General features: G+C 38.7%; 11 protein-coding genes and 1 tRNA gene. 5 read left to right on the forward strand and 7 right to left on the reverse strand.

What is annotated here, in order from left to right:
- Positions 1 to 103 precede the first annotated feature (103 nt).
- Positions 104 to 182, forward strand: a tRNA-Pro gene (locus tag QQK02_RS06675).
- Positions 183 to 512: 330 nt separating this feature from the next.
- Here QQK02_RS06675 and QQK02_RS06680 read toward each other — a convergent pair.
- Together QQK02_RS06680 and QQK02_RS06685 are read right to left on the reverse strand one after the other, a co-directional pair.
- A complete protein-coding gene (locus QQK02_RS06680) occupies positions 513 to 1,193 on the reverse strand; it encodes an SOS response-associated peptidase family protein (RefSeq protein ID WP_284207211.1) in 681 nt (226 codons plus the stop codon).
- Positions 1,194 to 1,509: 316 nt separating this feature from the next.
- Positions 1,510 to 3,630, reverse strand: a complete 2,121-nt coding sequence (locus QQK02_RS06685) for a winged helix-turn-helix domain-containing protein (RefSeq protein WP_284207212.1) — start codon at positions 3,628 to 3,630, stop codon at positions 1,510 to 1,512.
- A gap of 299 nt (positions 3,631 to 3,929) precedes the next feature.
- On the opposite strand from QQK02_RS06685, the gene QQK02_RS06690 reads away from it, so the two are divergent.
- Together QQK02_RS06690 and QQK02_RS06695 are read left to right on the forward strand one after the other, a co-directional pair.
- A complete protein-coding gene (locus QQK02_RS06690) occupies positions 3,930 to 6,950 on the forward strand; it encodes a TonB-dependent receptor domain-containing protein (protein ID WP_284207213.1) in 3,021 nt (1,006 codons plus the stop codon).
- Positions 6,951 to 7,058: 108 nt separating this feature from the next.
- Positions 7,059 to 8,144, forward strand: a complete 1,086-nt coding sequence (locus QQK02_RS06695) for a metallophosphoesterase (RefSeq protein WP_284207214.1) — start codon at positions 7,059 to 7,061, stop codon at positions 8,142 to 8,144.
- Positions 8,145 to 8,422: 278 nt separating this feature from the next.
- On the opposite strand, the gene QQK02_RS06700 is transcribed toward QQK02_RS06695, so the two are convergent.
- The 5 genes from QQK02_RS06700 to zwf are packed head-to-tail and all read right to left on the reverse strand — an operon-like array spanning position 8,423 to position 14,047.
- Positions 8,423 to 9,067, reverse strand: a complete 645-nt coding sequence (locus QQK02_RS06700; protein WP_284207350.1) for a bifunctional 4-hydroxy-2-oxoglutarate aldolase/2-dehydro-3-deoxy-phosphogluconate aldolase — start codon at positions 9,065 to 9,067, stop codon at positions 8,423 to 8,425.
- A 2-nt stretch (positions 9,068 to 9,069) separates the two neighbouring features.
- A complete protein-coding gene (locus QQK02_RS06705; protein ID WP_284207215.1) occupies positions 9,070 to 10,044 on the reverse strand; it encodes a glucokinase in 975 nt (324 codons plus the stop codon).
- A gap of 2 nt (positions 10,045 to 10,046) precedes the next feature.
- Entirely contained in the window at positions 10,047 to 11,882 is a 1,836-nt protein-coding gene (edd, locus tag QQK02_RS06710) for a phosphogluconate dehydratase (RefSeq protein WP_284207216.1), read from the reverse strand.
- Positions 11,883 to 11,884: 2 nt separating this feature from the next.
- A complete protein-coding gene (gene pgl, locus QQK02_RS06715) occupies positions 11,885 to 12,577 on the reverse strand; it encodes a 6-phosphogluconolactonase (protein WP_284207217.1) in 693 nt (230 codons plus the stop codon).
- Positions 12,578 to 14,047, reverse strand: coding sequence for a glucose-6-phosphate dehydrogenase (gene zwf / locus QQK02_RS06720; protein WP_284207219.1), 1,470 nt, complete (start codon positions 14,045 to 14,047; stop codon positions 12,578 to 12,580). It lies immediately after the preceding gene.
- Positions 14,048 to 14,329: 282 nt separating this feature from the next.
- Here zwf and QQK02_RS06725 point away from each other — a divergent pair, with 282 nt between their 5' ends.
- Together QQK02_RS06725 and pyk are read left to right on the forward strand one after the other, a co-directional pair.
- Positions 14,330 to 15,178 carry a MurR/RpiR family transcriptional regulator gene (locus QQK02_RS06725; protein ID WP_284207220.1) on the forward strand — a complete coding sequence of 283 codons (849 nt, stop codon included), beginning with the start codon at positions 14,330 to 14,332 and terminating at the stop codon, positions 15,176 to 15,178.
- A 68-nt stretch (positions 15,179 to 15,246) separates the two neighbouring features.
- Entirely contained in the window at positions 15,247 to 16,698 is a 1,452-nt protein-coding gene (pyk, locus tag QQK02_RS06730) for a pyruvate kinase (RefSeq protein WP_284207221.1), read from the forward strand.
- The last annotated feature ends 189 nt before the right edge of the window (positions 16,699 to 16,887 follow it).

The following is a 16,887-nucleotide window of genomic DNA, read 5'->3' on the forward strand; positions in this document are numbered from 1 at the left end:
GTAAACACTCTATATTACATAACCTTCTGGTTTTGATTGTTTTTCAGTCAATTGACGATACAGTCTCTTGAAAGTAAAACTTTACTTGTTTAATATAGTCTTACGGGGTATAGCTCAGTCTGGTAGAGCGCACGTCTGGGGGACGTGAGGTCGCATAGGTTCAAGTCCTGCTATCCCGACCACTTCCATTTACTGCAATGCAAAACTTCTTATTCACACCTAAACAATAAGACATGATATCGACCAATAATTAATGGTGGACTATGGTGGTCTTGTTATGAGGATTAGATGATAGACTAAGTCCACCTTAAATTATCGCCATGTATTTTTCAGATTTTTATCTGATTTTACTTTAATTCCTTAATTACAAAGGAGCTTAAGTGCAATATACTTATATAAATCACTCACTCACTCAATAATAAAATAAATATTTAACCCTATATAAAGGTTCGAATCTTGTTATCCCGACCAAATAAAGAATAAAGGGCTAATTAAGTGCCCTTTTTTTGTGCCTAAATATCGGCGGCGATTTTCTCTACGTCACCAATAGGTTGGTAGCTTGATGGTTTATCAATTTTTTGCGCAGATAAATCATGGGGTAAATTTGGCAACATAAGGTTTGAAAATTGGGTTACATCGGTATTTTCTGGATTCAACCAATCAACATAGCGATCTTTAGGAATGATCAATGGCGAAGCTTTACTATGGATATGCTTCAATTTTTGGTGAGGTGGTAAAGTGATCACAGAGCATGATGTAACAATACTGTCGCCAGTGCGCCATTGTCTATATAAGCCGCCTAAACACATGTATTCACCTTCATCAACCGTAAAGTCTACATAATGAATTGGCTTCTTATTGACGAATTCGGTCTCTCCAAATCCTTTAACAGGAATTAAACACCTGTGATGTCTAAATGATTGATAACCAGCTGAATTAGGCACATTAAGTTTATCTGAGCGGGTATTAAACGATGTGAAGCGTGATGGTTTAAATTGATGATCTTCTTTTTCCAGCAATAACCACCAAGTAGCATTGTCTATGATGCGTGTGTTATTAGCCTCTACAATGATTGAAACGGGATCGGTAGCACGAATAAAACGTTTATAGATTTGCTCGTTAGGATTGATAACGTTAAGTTCTTGAGAGGCTTTTGCGACTGATCTCGCATAGGTATTTAAACGACCGCACATAGCATTGAATATTGTGATAGAAGATTGTCTACTATAGTTGATTTAACAACAGAAAAGAAACACATACAAAAAACCAGCGAGAAGCTAGTATTTTCGGTTGGCAATTAGATTAGCTTTTGGCTAACGCAACGGCTTCTCTAGCTAACTCAGTGATGTTATCCCAACCTTTGTTTTTAATGATGTCGTCAGACACTAAACAAGAACCACCGCAACAAGCAACATTCTTAAAGCTTAAGAGCAAATGTCGTATCAGCAGATACTTCTTGTAATAAAAATATAGCGGCAGCGCGATTAGCATAGCCTGATGCATCAAACCTTATTTTTGCGAAAGTTTTTTAATATCAGCTTGAGGGTATTGGCTAAGGGTCAAAATAACACTATTGTTAGCGGGCACAATAGATAAAACACCGCTACTACTATTGTTTTGTTTAGGAGATTCAAGCAAAGGTGTAGCCGTTTTCGTGGCGAAATTAAACTGAGTCAGTTGATAAGTGGTTTGATGCTTTTGATTAAAGAACACTGCATTGTTAAAATGATCCCAAGTATATAAGGTATTAAATAGCGTACCAGGTATCACTTCGATAGCAGAATCGTCATCTTGTAATATATTCTTTTGCCACAAGCCTTTTTTAAGCTTGGTATAAAGCATAATGTTGTCTGAAATCATCATACCGAATCGGCCGTTATCTGTTGTAAGTTGTTTATGTGACTCGTTGGCAAGATCAAACATATAAAGGTTTGTCGCATTGTTATGAGTAGCGGCGGAAATAATTGAATTGTCGTCTAGTGTCCACGTTGGTCGATTAAATTTGGAAAAAGCCGATGATATTTTTTCTATACGCTTAGTAGCTAAGTCTAAAATAAAAAGCGTTTCACTTTGTTCATCTTTCGTTGGTGCTAAAAAGGCAATTTTATGCCCTTTATGAGACCATCGAGGATAACGAATTGTACGATTAAGCTGAGTTAACTTCTCTCTATGCTTACCATTAGTGTCGCTTAACCAAAGCTCATAAAAGCCACTCTCATTTGATACATAAACTAATTGATCGTTTGCTTTAGAGTAATGAGCATAAAGGTGGCTAAATTCAGACTGAATAATAGGCGTTGGCATACGAGCAATTTTTTGGTCATATCGAAACTGAACAATGCCATAGTTTTCTTTTCGTTGGTGAAAGAAAATATCACCTGCCGATCGAGCAATTGCAGGATAACTAAAGCCTTCAATAGCTAATGGCGTAGTTGTTAAACGCTCAAGATTTAATTTATAACCTTGTCTTACATCGGCTCTTTGAGTTGCATAAATAAGTGTTTGGCCATCTGCCTGCCAACTTAAACCAACAATATCTTCTTCGCCATAAGTTAGTTGCTTAGCGATTTTTGATTCAATATCAATAAGAAAAATGTTTTCACTAAAACGATTGGTTCTGCGCGTAACTGCTATCGATTTTCCATCAGGAGAAAAAGCGAAATCACGTTCTTTATAATTACAATCACTATCACAAGAAAAACGGATGGGCTCAGCATTTTCCTTAGTTAAACTAATGAAATATATACCGCTTTGAGTGGCATTACTGCTACGGCCATGAAATGCCAAAGTTTCTCCATCTGGCGAGATATCAATGTAGTAATAGCCACCACTTCGAGGACAATCGGCTATTTTTCTTTCTCTGTTTTCAAAGATGGCAAGCTCAATAATATGGCAATACTGTTTAGATTTGCTTTTGCGTGCAAAAAACAATGACTGACCATCATTACTCCATACGGAATACCCTTCAATATCATCATCAAAAGTCAGTTGTTTGGCGGTTAGCTCAGGTTGGCTGACATCTTTTAAAAATAAATTAATATCACCAGTATTTGAAGACCATTGATAAGCTACAAAGCGCCCGTCTGGTGATGGCGATGGAAATAGTTCTGTACCTGGCTTTTTAGTGACCGTTGAAAGCTGTACGTGGTTATCTTTTGTATGTGAAACGTCATGGTGTTGCCATATATAACCAACAATGAACACCACTAAACACAAGGTTAGTGCTAATGAATATTTTTGTAAAAATGATCTACTAGGAGCGCTTGGCAAAGAAAAGTTAGGGTTTGATTCACTGTTATGACCTGTTTGATATTTGGGTTCAATCAGTAATCGATACCCTACTTTGCGAATTGTTTCGATAACTTCGTCATCTTGATATTTTTTAAATAACTGACGTAAGTGCCAAACTGCATTGGTTAATGCTTTCTCACCGACGTAGTCGTTATTGTCCCAAATGTGTTCAATAAGCTCTTCTCTTGGCACGACGCGAGGATAGTTTTGCGCTAAGTAACATAAAACCTCAATAAATTTGGGTTGTGTAGTTTGTTTCTTTTGGTCGCCATCAATTATAGCCGACTCTAAAGGTAAAATTTCGAATTCACCAATGTAAAAACTTGGGCATTGGTTCATAGGGTTACTACACACTCTTTTTAGATTTATAGGGTGTTACATGGTAGCGACATTCTATTAAATTGTTAATAACTAATCTAAGTATATTCACTATAAACGACATTATTTTTAAAAGTACAAATAATGCACAGCGAACTTAACCGCCTGAAATATAACGAATAGATGTTAAATAGATATATAAACGAGCCTCTACAGATTGTATCTACCCACTGACAGTATTTAAAACAATAACTGAGATATAAAAAAACCAAAACATCTCAATTGTTTGAATAAAACATGTCACTCACAAGGGAGAACTCATGAAAAAGAATTTAATAACATTAGCCATTTTAGGAAGCTCAACACTATTTGCTGGTAATGCTTTGGCTCAAGAAAATGAACAAAAAGTAGCTAAACCAGTTATTCAAACTGAAAATAAAAAAGAAAATGCAAAAAAAACAGAAGAAAAAATCACCGTAACAGGTTCTCGCCTTAGACGTGACAGCTTTAGTGTAGCAACACCATTAGTGACAATGGATAAAGATGCTATTGAAGATACAGGTTTAGGCTCTTTATCAGAAATCCTTATTAATGAATTACCACAAGTATCAATGGGTAGCAGTAATACCAACTCTCAGTCGAGTGTTTCTACCACCGGTTTATCAACAATTGATTTAAGAAGTCTTGGTACCAATCGAACATTAACCTTAATTGATGGCCGACGTGTTGTTTCAAACAGTTACTCAGGTAATTACGTAAGTTTATCGACCATTCCAGCAGGTATGGTTGATAAAGTAGAAATAATTACGGGTGGTGCATCAGCTGCCTATGGCTCTGACGCGATAGCTGGTGTAGTTAATATTATTACACAACATGATAAAGAAGGATTTTCCTTTAAAGCAAAAGTGGGTGAAAGCCAAGAAGGCGGTGCTGAAGAGTACACGTTAGATATAGATTACGGTACAGAGTTTTCTGATGGTCGTGGTTATTTATTTATGGCTGGTACCTATAATGAAGAAAAAGGTTTAAGTTTTTATGATCGTAAACGCGCACAGCAACAAGATGCATGGCGCTACAACGATGATGACATGTGTAATCAAATGCTTACTGAAGATAGCTATCAGTGTATGCGTGATATTACACAAGCTGATTGGCGTAGTTTAAGTGATTCAATACCCGGTGGTGTTTTTGACGAACAAAGTAGTACGCGTGCCGATGCAGGTTTTTGGTACGACGAAAATGGTTTACGTAATGACTGGCACGAAGAACGTTATGGAATAAACACCAATCAATTTGTCATGCTTAAAATACCAGATGAAGCATACACAGGTGCTATTAAGGTAGATTATGAACTAACTGATGAAATCGATAGCTACTTTCAAGTGCAGTACAGTATTAACAAATCGATTAACCATAAAGCGCCAGAAAGTGAAGATGAATGTGACTCTGTTTTAACCTATGAGCCTTCAGACGGCACTTTTGGAACAGCATGTATTGGCAGAATACCCATTGATAACCCATATATGCCAGCAGAAATTAGAGATGATGCAAGCAGTAAAGGCGTAAAGTGGGATCGTAACTTTGCTGAAGTTGGCAATATTGTAACCGATAATGAAAGAACAACTTTGCGCAGTTGGGCAGGACTACAAGGCACTTTGTTTAACGACGAATGGGATTGGGATTTATCCGTTGGTTACGGTAAGTTTAAACAAGAGCAACAACGTTTAAATGAGATCAACGTCTTTCGTGCACAGCATGCGTTAAATGCAGAATATGCGGCAGACGGCGTTACAGTTCAATGTGCTGATGAATTAGCAAGAGCTGATGGCTGTGTACCACTTAATTTATTCGGTGAAGGTTCAATAACGCCAGAAGCAGCAGACTATATTCGTGCAAACCCAACAATAACTACTGACATTGAACAAATTAACGTACTTGGTTATATCGCTGGTGATTTGTTTCAAATGCCAGCCGGCTCGGTTGCGTCAGCATTCGGTTTTGAATACCGCCGTGATGAGCAAAAGGTAAAAACGGGTGGTGGCGCGGAAATTGGTGGCGTTAGCTTTAACTATGTACCTACATTTACCGGTGACGTTGATGTCTATGAAGTTTTCGGAGAAGCAGCGTTCCCACTATTAGCCGATCAAACATTTGCTAAAAGTTTAACGGCAGAAATTTCAGCACGATTAGCGAGTTATTCTTGGTCTAATATCGATCTTGTTGGTAGTTATAAAGTCGGATTAATTTGGGAACCTATCGAAGGTTACGCATTAAGAGCTAATTGGGCTCGTGCGCAACGAGCACCTACGATTACAGAAGCACTCTCTCCGCCGCGTGGTGATTACGACAGCTTTGATGATATTTGTGACGGCGTTACAGCAACATCAACTGAGCCAGGTCATAGCAATTGTCGTCTAGAGCCAAGCATTGCTGCTGTCATTGCCGCTGACGGTGAATTTGTTGATGAAAACTCAGGTTATTCACCAAATGTTGGTAATACAGAGTTAAAAGAAGAAACAGCTGATACATATACTGTAGGCTTAACAATGGCGCCTGATTTCTTAGAAGGTTTGCGTGTTGCCGTCGATTTCTATGATATTCAAATAACAGATGCAATCTCATATTTTGATAATGAAGATATCATTGAATATTGTTACGACTCGCCACTAGAGTACGGTGACAGCAATACATTCTGTAATGATATTACCCGTAATACTGAAGGTAGTATTGAAGAAATTATGCAGCGTAACTATAACGTTGATGAAATTCGTACTAAGGGTTACGACATCGCCGCAGAATATGTTTATGATCTTGAAGTATATGGATCGTTAAAATTCAAAACAGATTGGATGCATGTCATTGAATATTCTCAAACCGTTCAGTCCCCTTCTGGCCCTGAAACAACAAATTATGAAGGCTACTTGTCATCTGATATTTTTGAAGACAAGGCATCTGCTTCTTTAACTTGGTACAAAGACGGCATGAGAGTTCGTTGGAGTACTGGTTATAAAAGTGCAGTTAAAGCGAGTAGAAGTCGTTATGAAAGTTGGCTTGATGATATGGCCGCAAATGATGAGCGCTGTTTACAAGGAGAAGATACCTGTATCGATGCTCCAGAAGCGCTTGAGTTTAACGATATTGGCTCTTATCTAAAACACAATTTATCTATTTCTTATACCACTGAACTTAACAAAGATGCTGAGTTACGTTTATTTGGTGGTGTAAATAATATGTTTGATAATCGTGGTGAATTTATCATTGGCGGTAAAGGTAACTTTGATAGTGCCTATGGTGGTGGTGTTGGTCGATACATTTATATCGGTGCAGAAATTAAACTGTAAATTAATCTGTCGACTATGAGCACATGGACGTGCATTTTTTTAAAATATCTACAATTTGTTAAATGTTAGGCCTCGCTTGCGCGTGGCCTTTATTAAGGAATATCTCTTATGTTCTTAAAAACACTTACTGTAACTGTAGCAGTAGTAAATTTACTGTTTACCAGTTCTGTAAATGCCGAAACACAAAGTACGGTCAGTGATGGACCCTATATCCATTATGGGAAAGATACGCTCGAGGCTACTTGGATATGTAACAATTTAGTGGTTAAAAGTAGTTTTAAACATGATCAAGCAACACAAGAAATTGCGCATTGCGACTTGGCCGCTGTGATAAACAAAACAAATTTTGATTTACCAATAATCGAATATAAAGGAGATTTCAAGATAGCCGCGATGAGCGACTTTCATGGCCAATATGCATTAACGACAAAAATTTTAAAAGCGAACAACATTATTGATGAAAGTTTGAATTGGGCATTCGGCAACGGCCATTTTGTCATTACCGGTGATGTATTTGATCGCGGCGATAAAGTAACTGAATTACTGTGGTTACTATATAAGTTAGAGCAACAAGCAGAACAAGCAGGTGGAAAACTACATTTACTTTTAGGTAACCATGAAGTAATGGTGCTTAATGGAGATCTCCGCTATTTACACCCAAAATATCACACCGTGAGCGAGTTACTTGATGTTGATTTCAATGAGTTGTTCTCAAATGAAACCATTTTAGGCCGCTGGCTTAGAAGTAAACCAGTATTAGTAAAAATTAACAATATGATCTTTGCACATGGTGGCTTCCACCCTACAATTGCAACAAAAGATAAATCGTTAAACGAGATAAATGAAACCTTTAAAGACAATTTAGTGAAAACAGAACTAGCCAGTGAAAGAGCTGGTTTTGGTAAGTTTTTGCATAAAACCAATGGTCCTATTTGGTATCGTGGTTACTTTAAAGATGACGGGGCAACCGACGATGAAATAAATTTACTGTTAACACATTTTGATGTCTCTCATTTAGTTGTGGGTCATACATCACAACAGCAAATTGAAACGAGATATCAAGGCAAAGTCATTGCAATAGATAGTAGTATTAAAAATGGCCAATACGGTGAAATTTTATTAGTGAATAAGAATAGCTTTATGCGAGGTACACCTGAAGGTAAAAAAGTACCATTGGCATTAAGCGCTCTGTAGTTGAATTAAACCACTTAGTGGAACTCAACTACAAAACCAATATTAGAAGATAGAAATTATGTGTTAATTCACTTTCATCAGCAGTGTTGGTGGTAAATTGGTCAACACTACATTCTATCTTCGCAGTACTATTGCCTAATACGAGCTTTCATAACTTGTCTATTAACATCAATATGAATTGAGGGTGTGCCGTAAGAACAACACTTTTAACATGATGCTTAAAAAAAAGGCCTACATAAAATAGACCTTAATCCATTAACCGTTATTGAATAACGATCTTAATGCTTTGCTAACGCAACGGCTTCTTTAGCTAACTGAGTGATTTTATCCCAATCTTTGTTTTTAATGATGTCGTCAGACACTAACCAAGAACCACCGCAACAAGCGACGTTCTTAAGAGCTAAATAGCTTTGAACATTATTTACATTAATACCGCCTGTTGGACAGAACTTGATATCGGGAAATGGACCACCAATGCTCTGAATTGCTTTTACGCCACCTGATGCTTCTGCAGGGAAGAATTTAAAATGATCGTAACCATAGTCAATGCCATCCATTAATTCTGAAATAGATGAAATACCTGGAATTAACGCGATATCACCTTCATTACCCGCCTTTAACAAGTCTTTTGTTAGCCCGGGGCTGATAGCGAATTTAGCGCCAGCATCTACTGAACTTTGCAGTAACTCACGATTAGTGACTGTGCCTGCACCAACAACGGCTTCGGGTAATGCCTTAGCAATGGTTTCAATAACTTGTAATGCTGATGGCGTGCGAAGTGTTACTTCAAGTACTTTCACGTCTGCAGCTAACAGTGCTTTTGCTATTGGTAATGCATCTTCAACATTTTCAATAACCAACACTGGGACTATAGGACCCATTGCAAATAATTCTTGTGGCATAATCTGCCAATTCTTAGTCACGGTCATAAATCCTCTTTAAGCTGCTGGCACAAGTAAGCACAAGCACCAAGTAATCCTGGTTGTGCTTCTGTGATGACAAATGTTGGTATATTTTGGGTGAATGGGCTTAAACGCCCTTTTTCTTCAAAGCGTGTTCTAAACTCGCTTTGTTTTAAAAATTCAATAAAGCGTGGCACGATACCACCGGCGATGTATACACCGCTAAAACTACTCAAGGTAAGTGCTAGATTGCCTGCAAAACTACCTAATATTTTACAAAACTGATTCAAAGATTGTTGGCACAGTTCATCACTACCATCGATAGCCGCGGCTGAAATTTCATGGGCAGCTAATGGCGTAGCTTCAATGCCTTTATGATCTGCGAGCGCTTGATAAATTTGTTCAATACCTAGACCAGAAAGTAATTGCTCATAAGAAACATGCGCATACTTTTTCATTAAGAAACGTAAAATAGCGATTTCTGTTTCATCAATCGGTGCGTAGTCAACATGACCACCTTCACCACCTAAACTTATCCAACCGCTTTCACTAGGCACAACGTTGGCAACACCTAAACCTGTACCTGGTCCACAAATTGAAATTGGTCGATTTGGCACAACGTCACCTGCACCAATCTGTACTTTTTGACTATCATCTAAAAAAGGCACTGCATGGGCAATCGCCGTATAATCGTTAATAACCAATAGGTTCTTTAAATTTAATGTGGCTTTTAACTCAGCTTTTGAAAACTGCCATGGCATATTGGTCATAACAACTAAGTCTTGCTCAACGGGGCAAGCAATGGCCAGACAAACATTTAATTGTTGCTTGTCCAAATCATTATTATTCAGGTAGTGTTTGAACACATCAGCAAGTGAAGGAAAATCACGACACTGAAATACTTCGATATTTTCAATTGTGCGATTATCAATAACCTGCCCGATACGAATATTGGTGCCGCCAATATCCGCTACAAGGTTTGTAATTTTTTCAGCCATAATTACTTGTTTTCCGCTAAGTAGTTATCGTCAAAAAGTGAACATGCGCCAGTATCTGCTGTGCTTAAGTTTCTACGCATAGCGCCGAATAATTCACGGCCCATACCAACATGATGCAAGCTTACTTGGCAATGTGAGTTATCACGTTTAGCGAGTTCTTCGTCGCTGACCAGTAATGATAATTCACCCGTTTCACCGTTTAGTCTGATCATGTCGCCATTTTGCACTTTAGCTATTAAGCCACCATCTAATGCTTCAGGGCATAAATGAATAGCTGCTGGTACTTTACCTGAAGCACCAGACATACGACCATCAGTAACTAATGCTACTTTAAAGCCTTTGTCTTGAAGCACCCCTAAAGGTGGCGTTAGTTTGTGAAGCTCTGGCATACCGCGTGATTTTGGACCTTGATAACGAACAACAGCGACAAAGTCTTTTTCTAACTCGCCTGCTTTAAACGCAGCTTCTAAGTCGTGTTGATCTTCAAATACAACCGCAGGTGCCTCTACAATCTCGCTACCAGGACGTAAAGAAGATGTTTTAATCACTGACGTACCTAAATTACCTTTAAGTACCCTTAAACCACCATCAGCTTTGAATGGTTTATTAACCGTAGCGATAACTTCTTCATCACCAGATGATGTAGCACCGTCTAACCACACTAATTTACCGTCTTGGATCTCAGGTTGTTGTGTATAACGACGTAGGCCTTTACCACAAATTGTTTCTACATCTTCATGCAATAAACCGGCGTCTAGTAACTCTTTAAATAGTAGAGCCATACCACCAGCATGTTGGAAATGGTTAATGTCCGCATGACCGTTCGGGTAAATGCGTGTGATTAACGGTACAGCGTCAGAAATATCATTAAAGTCTTGGAAGTCGATAATGATGCCCGCTGCACGTGCAAAAGCAATAATGTGCATCGTTAGGTTAGTAGAACCTCCAGTGGCAGTCAGTGCCACGATCGCATTAACAATTGAGCGTTCGTCAATCATCTTACCAACAGGCATATAATTACCAGCTTGAGAAGTTAAACGTGTAACTTGACGGGCTGCAGCTTTTGTTAATTCTTCACGTAATTGTGTATTTGGTGCGACAAATGACGCGCCAGGTAAATGAAGACCCATGATCTCTACAACTAATTGGTTCGAGTTTGCTGTGCCGAAGAATGTACAAGTACCTGCAGAGTGATAAGAGGCAGATTCTGCCGCTAATAGCTCTTCTTTACCCACTTCGCCTTTAGCAAATTGCTGACGAACACGCGCTTTTTCTTTATTAGGAATACCTGATGGCATAGGGCCAGCAGGTACAAATACGGTTGGAAGATGACCAAAAGTCATACTTGCAATCAATAAACCCGGTACGATCTTATCGCAAATACCAAGCATTAATGCGCCATCGAACATGTTATGTGAAAGTGCAACCGCAGTAGACATTGCAATAACATCACGACTCATCAAGCTCAGATCCATACCTGGTTGGCCTTGAGTCACACCGTCACACATTGCAGGTACACCACCAGCAAACTGTGCAACACCGCCGACTTCTGTTACGGCTTTCTTAATAATGTCAGGATAAGTTTGGTAAGGTTGATGAGCACTTAGCATATCGTTATAAGACGATACGATCGCGACATCAGCATGGTTTAAACCTTTAAGTTTTGCTTTGTCTTCTTTACCACAAGCGGCAAAACCATGAGCTAAGTTACCACACGATAACCCTGCACGATGTACCACTTCAGATTTTGCTGCTTTAATCTTTTCTAAGTAAGCAGCTCGAGTTTTTTTACTACGCTCTTGAATGCGCTGAGTAATTGCTAAAATATCTTTATTCATGATTATTGCGCCCAAAAAATTGATGTATCGGCAGCGTCACCATGTAAAAACGCACGTATTGGCATTTCAAAATGATCGTCGCTAACTAAGGCATGTTCTAAAACGTTTTTCTTACTATCACCGCATATATGTAAAATCGTACTTTTGCTTTGCGCTAAGTGTGCAAAACTAAACGATATGCGCTGATGAGGTGCGGTGGCCGGTTGTACCGCTAATAATGGTTGTGCGTCAGGCGCAAACCCTTGCTTTATTTCTGCACTGCATGGGAATAAAGACGCGGTATGCCCGTCTTCACCCATACCTAATATCAGTACATCAAATGGTAAAACCTGTGCTAATGCTTGCTCGTTTAATGTAGCAAGTACGTCAGATGTAAGTTTTTCACCTTGTTTAATGTGAAAAAACGTTGCTGCTTTAGCATTATCTTTTAACAGGTTTTCATGCACTAAACGGGTATTACTGTCTTTAGATTCGAAGTCTACCCAACGCTCATCGGCAAGGGTAACTGTAATGTTCGACCATGGTAATGGCATATTCGATAGCTTTTCAAATAAGCCTTTTGGCGTAGAACCACCAGAAACAGCCATGCTTGCTTTACCCTTTTGATTAACGGCTTGCGTTAAAACGTCAGCAATATGGTGAGCAAGTTTCTCGTCTAACACATCACGAGATTCAAATTCATTTAATGTATACATTTATTCTACCCACTGTCTGTCGTCACGTGCGATCAAGGAAATAGACGATACAGGTCCCCATGAACCGGCAGCATATGGTTTAGGCTTGTCGTTGGTTGATTGCCAAGCTTCAATAATTCCATCTGCCCAAACCCATGCAGCTTCTACTTCATCACGGCGTACAAACCAAGACTGGTTACCATTGATCACTTCAAGCATTAAGCGCTCGTATGCATCAACTACACGCATATCGTTATATGTTTCTGAAAAACTCAAATCGAGCTTATTTTCATGAATATGTAATTGCGAAGCAATGCCAGGAATTTTATTCATGACTTCTAGTTCAACACCTTCATCGGGTTGAAGGCGAATGGTTAATTTGTTTGCTGGTAAATCATCGTAGCTGTCTTTAAAGATGTTATGAGGCTGCTCTTTAAAATGGACAACAATCTCACTGTGCTTTGCAGGCATACGTTTACCAGTGCGCAAATAAAATGGCACACCTGTCCAACGCCAGTTATCGATTTCAGCTTTGATTGCGACAAACGTTTCGGTATTACTTTTTGTATTAGCATCGTCTTCTTGAAGATAGCCAGGTACTGGACCGCCATTTAAAAAGCCTTCAGTGTATTGACCACGTACGGTCTTTTCTTTCACGTTATGACGATCTATCGGACAAAGTGCCTTCAATACTTTTAACTTTTCATCACGGATACTATCAGCGCCTAAATCCGCTGGTGGCTCCATTGCTAATAAGGACAAAATTTGCAGTAAATGGTTTTGCACCATGTCACGCATTTGACCTGCATCATCATAAAACCCCCAGCGCCCTTCTATACCGACACTTTCTGCAACGGTAATTTGAACGTGGTCGATATGATTACGATCCCAGTTATTGGTAAATAAAGAATTGGCAAAACGCAATACTAATAAATTAAGAACAGTTTCTTTACCTAAGTAGTGGTCAATTCGGTAAATCTGATTTTCGTTAAAATAGCGAGACACTTGATCATTGATGACTTTAGAAGACTCTAAACAATGACCAATTGGTTTTTCCATCACAACACGAACATCTGCCGTGTTTAATTTAGCGTGATTAAGTCCTTCACCGATATCACCGTAGATACTTGGTGACGTAGAGAAGTAAAACACGCGAGTATCACTACCATTTGATAAGGTCTGGGCTAGACCATCAAACGACGAGACTTCTTTAAAGTCCATCTTTTGATAAATTAAACGGTCTACAAAACGCGCTAATACGGTTTCATCAAGTCCTTGTTTAACGAATTCATTTAGACTTTCTTTTACCTGTTCGACGAATTCTGTTGCTGAAATATCATTACGGGCAGCAGCAACGACGTGACTGTCTTCATGAAGAAGACCAGCTAAATCTAATTGATAAAGGGCTGGAAGCAATTTACGGCGAGATAGATCACCGAGCGCGCCAAAGATGACTATTTCCGTTGCGACATGTTGTTCGTTGTTTTTCATTAGTTATTCTCTAATTTACAGCGTTTAACTCAACTATATTGAGCATAATCTAACGCTAGTTATCTTTGCAGTAAAGACTTTTTTGTAATTTTACTACATTTTAAGTATCGCCACCGTAAATACACGTTATCAGAGGTGTTTTTGAATGATTATTTATTAAACGTTTGCAAGTATTCAGTATTTTGCTTTATATTAATGGTAATTCTGAAAATAAATTTCACATTTTAGCGATAAAGTGCGAAACTTTATTACAAATTATAAAAAATCTAGGGTCATAGATTCATGAATATATTAGAAAAGATCGCTAACGAGCTAGACACATTCAGCAAGTCTGAACGAAAAGTAGCTGAAGTGATCCTTGCGTCACCAAGTACTGTTATACATGCAAGTATAGCTGCGCTCGCTAAACAGGCGAATATAAGTGAACCAACGGTTAACCGTTTTTGTCGTCGATTAGATACTAAAGGTTACCCTGATTTCAAACTGCACTTAGCGCAAAGTTTGGCTAATGGTACCCCTTACGTAAATAGACATGTTGATGAAAATGATAGTGCTGATGAATACACAGCCAAAATCTTTGAATCAACAATGGCTAATCTTGAAATGGCACGTAAAAGTTTAGATTCAGGAACGATCAACCGTTCGGTTGATCTTTTAACGCAAGCAAATAAAATTTCATTTTTTGGTCTTGGTGCAAGTGCTGTCGTAGCGCACGATGCTCAAAACAAGTTCTTCCGCTTTAATGTCCCTGTTGTATATTTCGATGATGTATTAATGCAACGCATGAGTGCTATTAACTCAACACAAGGTGACGTTGTTGTACTTATTTCACATACTGGCCGCACAAAATCATTAGTAGAAGTTGCCAGTCTTGCCCGTGAAAATGATGCTACCGTAATTGGCATTACGACTGAGGGCACACCATTAGCTAAAGAATGTACTATCGTATTATCAATGGACGTTGCAGAAGACACTGATTTATATATGCCAATGTCATCACGTATTGCTCAGTTAACGCTAGTCGATATTTTGGCAACGGGTTTTACACTGCGCCGTGGTACTAAATTTAGAGATAACCTGAAGAAAGTGAAAGACAGCTTACGTAGTTCACGTTTTGACAGAAAAGAATAATGTTTCATAAGAGCTTAACGAACAACCGTTAAGCTTTTTTTAAAGTTAACCCAATCAAAGAGTATATCATGCTTAGAAGAACGAAAATCGTTGCAACGTTAGGCCCAGCAACAGACGATAAAGAAACGCTTAAAAAAGTATTGGCTGCTGGCGTAAACGTAGTTCGCCTTAACTTTTCACACGGTGCTCCTGAAGATCATATCAACCGTGCAAACATGGTACGTGAAATTTCAAAAGAACTTGGCGTTTACGTAGGTATTTTAGGTGACCTTCAAGGACCAAAAATTCGTGTTTCTACCTTTAAAGACAACAAAAAAATCCAGTTAGCCATTGGTGATAAATTTGAATTAGATGCAACATTACCAAAGGGTGAAGGTTGCCAAGAAAAAGTGGGTATTGATTACAAACAGCTACCACAAGACGTTAGCACTGGTGATATCTTGTTACTTGATGACGGCCGTGTACAGCTAAAAGTATTATCGACTACTGATACCTCGGTCATGACTGAAGTAACCGTCGGTGGCCCACTTTCTAACAATAAAGGTATCAACCGCCAAGGCGGTGGTTTATCAGCAGCAGCACTAACAGATAAAGATAAAGCTGATATTAAGTTAGCAGCTAAAATTAAAACTGATTTCTTAGCTGTTTCTTTCCCTCGTGATGCTGCAGATATGCGCGAAGCTCGTCTTTTAGCACAAGAAGCTGGTTGTGACACACGTTTAGTTGCAAAAGTAGAACGAGCTGAAGCAGTTGCAAGTGATGAAACCTTAGATGGTATTATTTTAGCATCTGATGTTGTTATGGTTGCCCGTGGCGATTTAGGTGTTGAAATTGGTGATGCTGAGTTAGTTGGTAAGCAAAAGCACATGATTGCGCGTGCTCGTCAGTTAAACCGTGCGGTTATTACAGCGACACAGATGATGGAGTCAATGATCAGTAGCCCAATGCCAACACGTGCTGAAGTTATGGATGTAGCTAACGCGGTATTAGATGGTACTGACGCAGTAATGTTAAGTGCTGAAACAGCCGCTGGTGATTTCCCGGTAGAAACTGTAGAAGCGATGGCTAATGTTTGTTTAGGTGCGGAAAAACAACGTTCAGTAAATATTTCAAAACATCGTGTAGATCTCACCTTTACCGAAGTTTCTGAAACAATCGCCCTATCAGCAATGTACGCAGCTAACCACTTAGACGGTGTTAAAGCTATTATTGCATTAACTGAGTCGGGTCAAACCAGTAAAGTGATGTCTCGTATCACTTCAGGTTTACCTATTTACTCGTTATCACGTCACAATAAAACATTAACTAAGACTGCGATTTATCGCGGTGTTTATCCTGTTGAATTTGATTCGCGTAGTTGTTCAAATGACAGCCTATCAAATGAAGTATTAAAACTTTTAACAGCAAGCAACGACCTAAACGTTGGCGATAAAGTTATCTTTACTCATGGTGACATGATGGAAACTGTTGGTGCTACAAACACGCTTAAAGTATTAAAAGTGACAAAAGCACACGTTTAATTTTTACAACGACATTTCGTTAAGTATAAAAGCACAGTATTCACTGTGCTTTTTTAATGCCTAAATTTTATTGTTTCAGAAAATATCATTCAGAAAACACCTTACCGATTTTAAGAAAAATTTCTTGCTCACAACCCTCCTCATGGTAAAAATCACCTAGCTAATCCAGTTTAATTTTTAACCTTTGGT

The organism is Thalassotalea eurytherma (genome assembly GCF_030161415.1).
Taxonomy (GTDB): domain Bacteria; phylum Pseudomonadota; class Gammaproteobacteria; order Enterobacterales; family Alteromonadaceae; genus Thalassotalea_G; species Thalassotalea_G eurytherma.

Excerpts from the sequence above, each read along its gene's own strand:
- QQK02_RS06680 (WP_284207211.1), bottom strand. The coding sequence starts at position 1,193 with ATGTGCGGTCGTTTAAATACCTATGCGAGATCAGTCGCAAAAGCCTCT.
- QQK02_RS06685 (WP_284207212.1), bottom strand. The coding sequence starts at position 3,630 with ATGAACCAATGCCCAAGTTTTTACATTGGTGAATTCGAAATTTTACCT.
- QQK02_RS06690 (WP_284207213.1), top strand. The coding sequence starts at position 3,930 with ATGAAAAAGAATTTAATAACATTAGCCATTTTAGGAAGCTCAACACTA.
- QQK02_RS06695 (WP_284207214.1), top strand. The coding sequence starts at position 7,059 with ATGTTCTTAAAAACACTTACTGTAACTGTAGCAGTAGTAAATTTACTG.
- QQK02_RS06705 (WP_284207215.1), bottom strand. The coding sequence starts at position 10,044 with ATGGCTGAAAAAATTACAAACCTTGTAGCGGATATTGGCGGCACCAAT.
- edd (WP_284207216.1), bottom strand. The coding sequence starts at position 11,882 with ATGAATAAAGATATTTTAGCAATTACTCAGCGCATTCAAGAGCGTAGT.
- pgl (WP_284207217.1), bottom strand. The coding sequence starts at position 12,577 with ATGTATACATTAAATGAATTTGAATCTCGTGATGTGTTAGACGAGAAA.
- zwf (WP_284207219.1), bottom strand. The coding sequence starts at position 14,047 with ATGAAAAACAACGAACAACATGTCGCAACGGAAATAGTCATCTTTGGC.
- QQK02_RS06725 (WP_284207220.1), top strand. The coding sequence starts at position 14,330 with ATGAATATATTAGAAAAGATCGCTAACGAGCTAGACACATTCAGCAAG.
- pyk (WP_284207221.1), top strand. The coding sequence starts at position 15,247 with ATGCTTAGAAGAACGAAAATCGTTGCAACGTTAGGCCCAGCAACAGAC.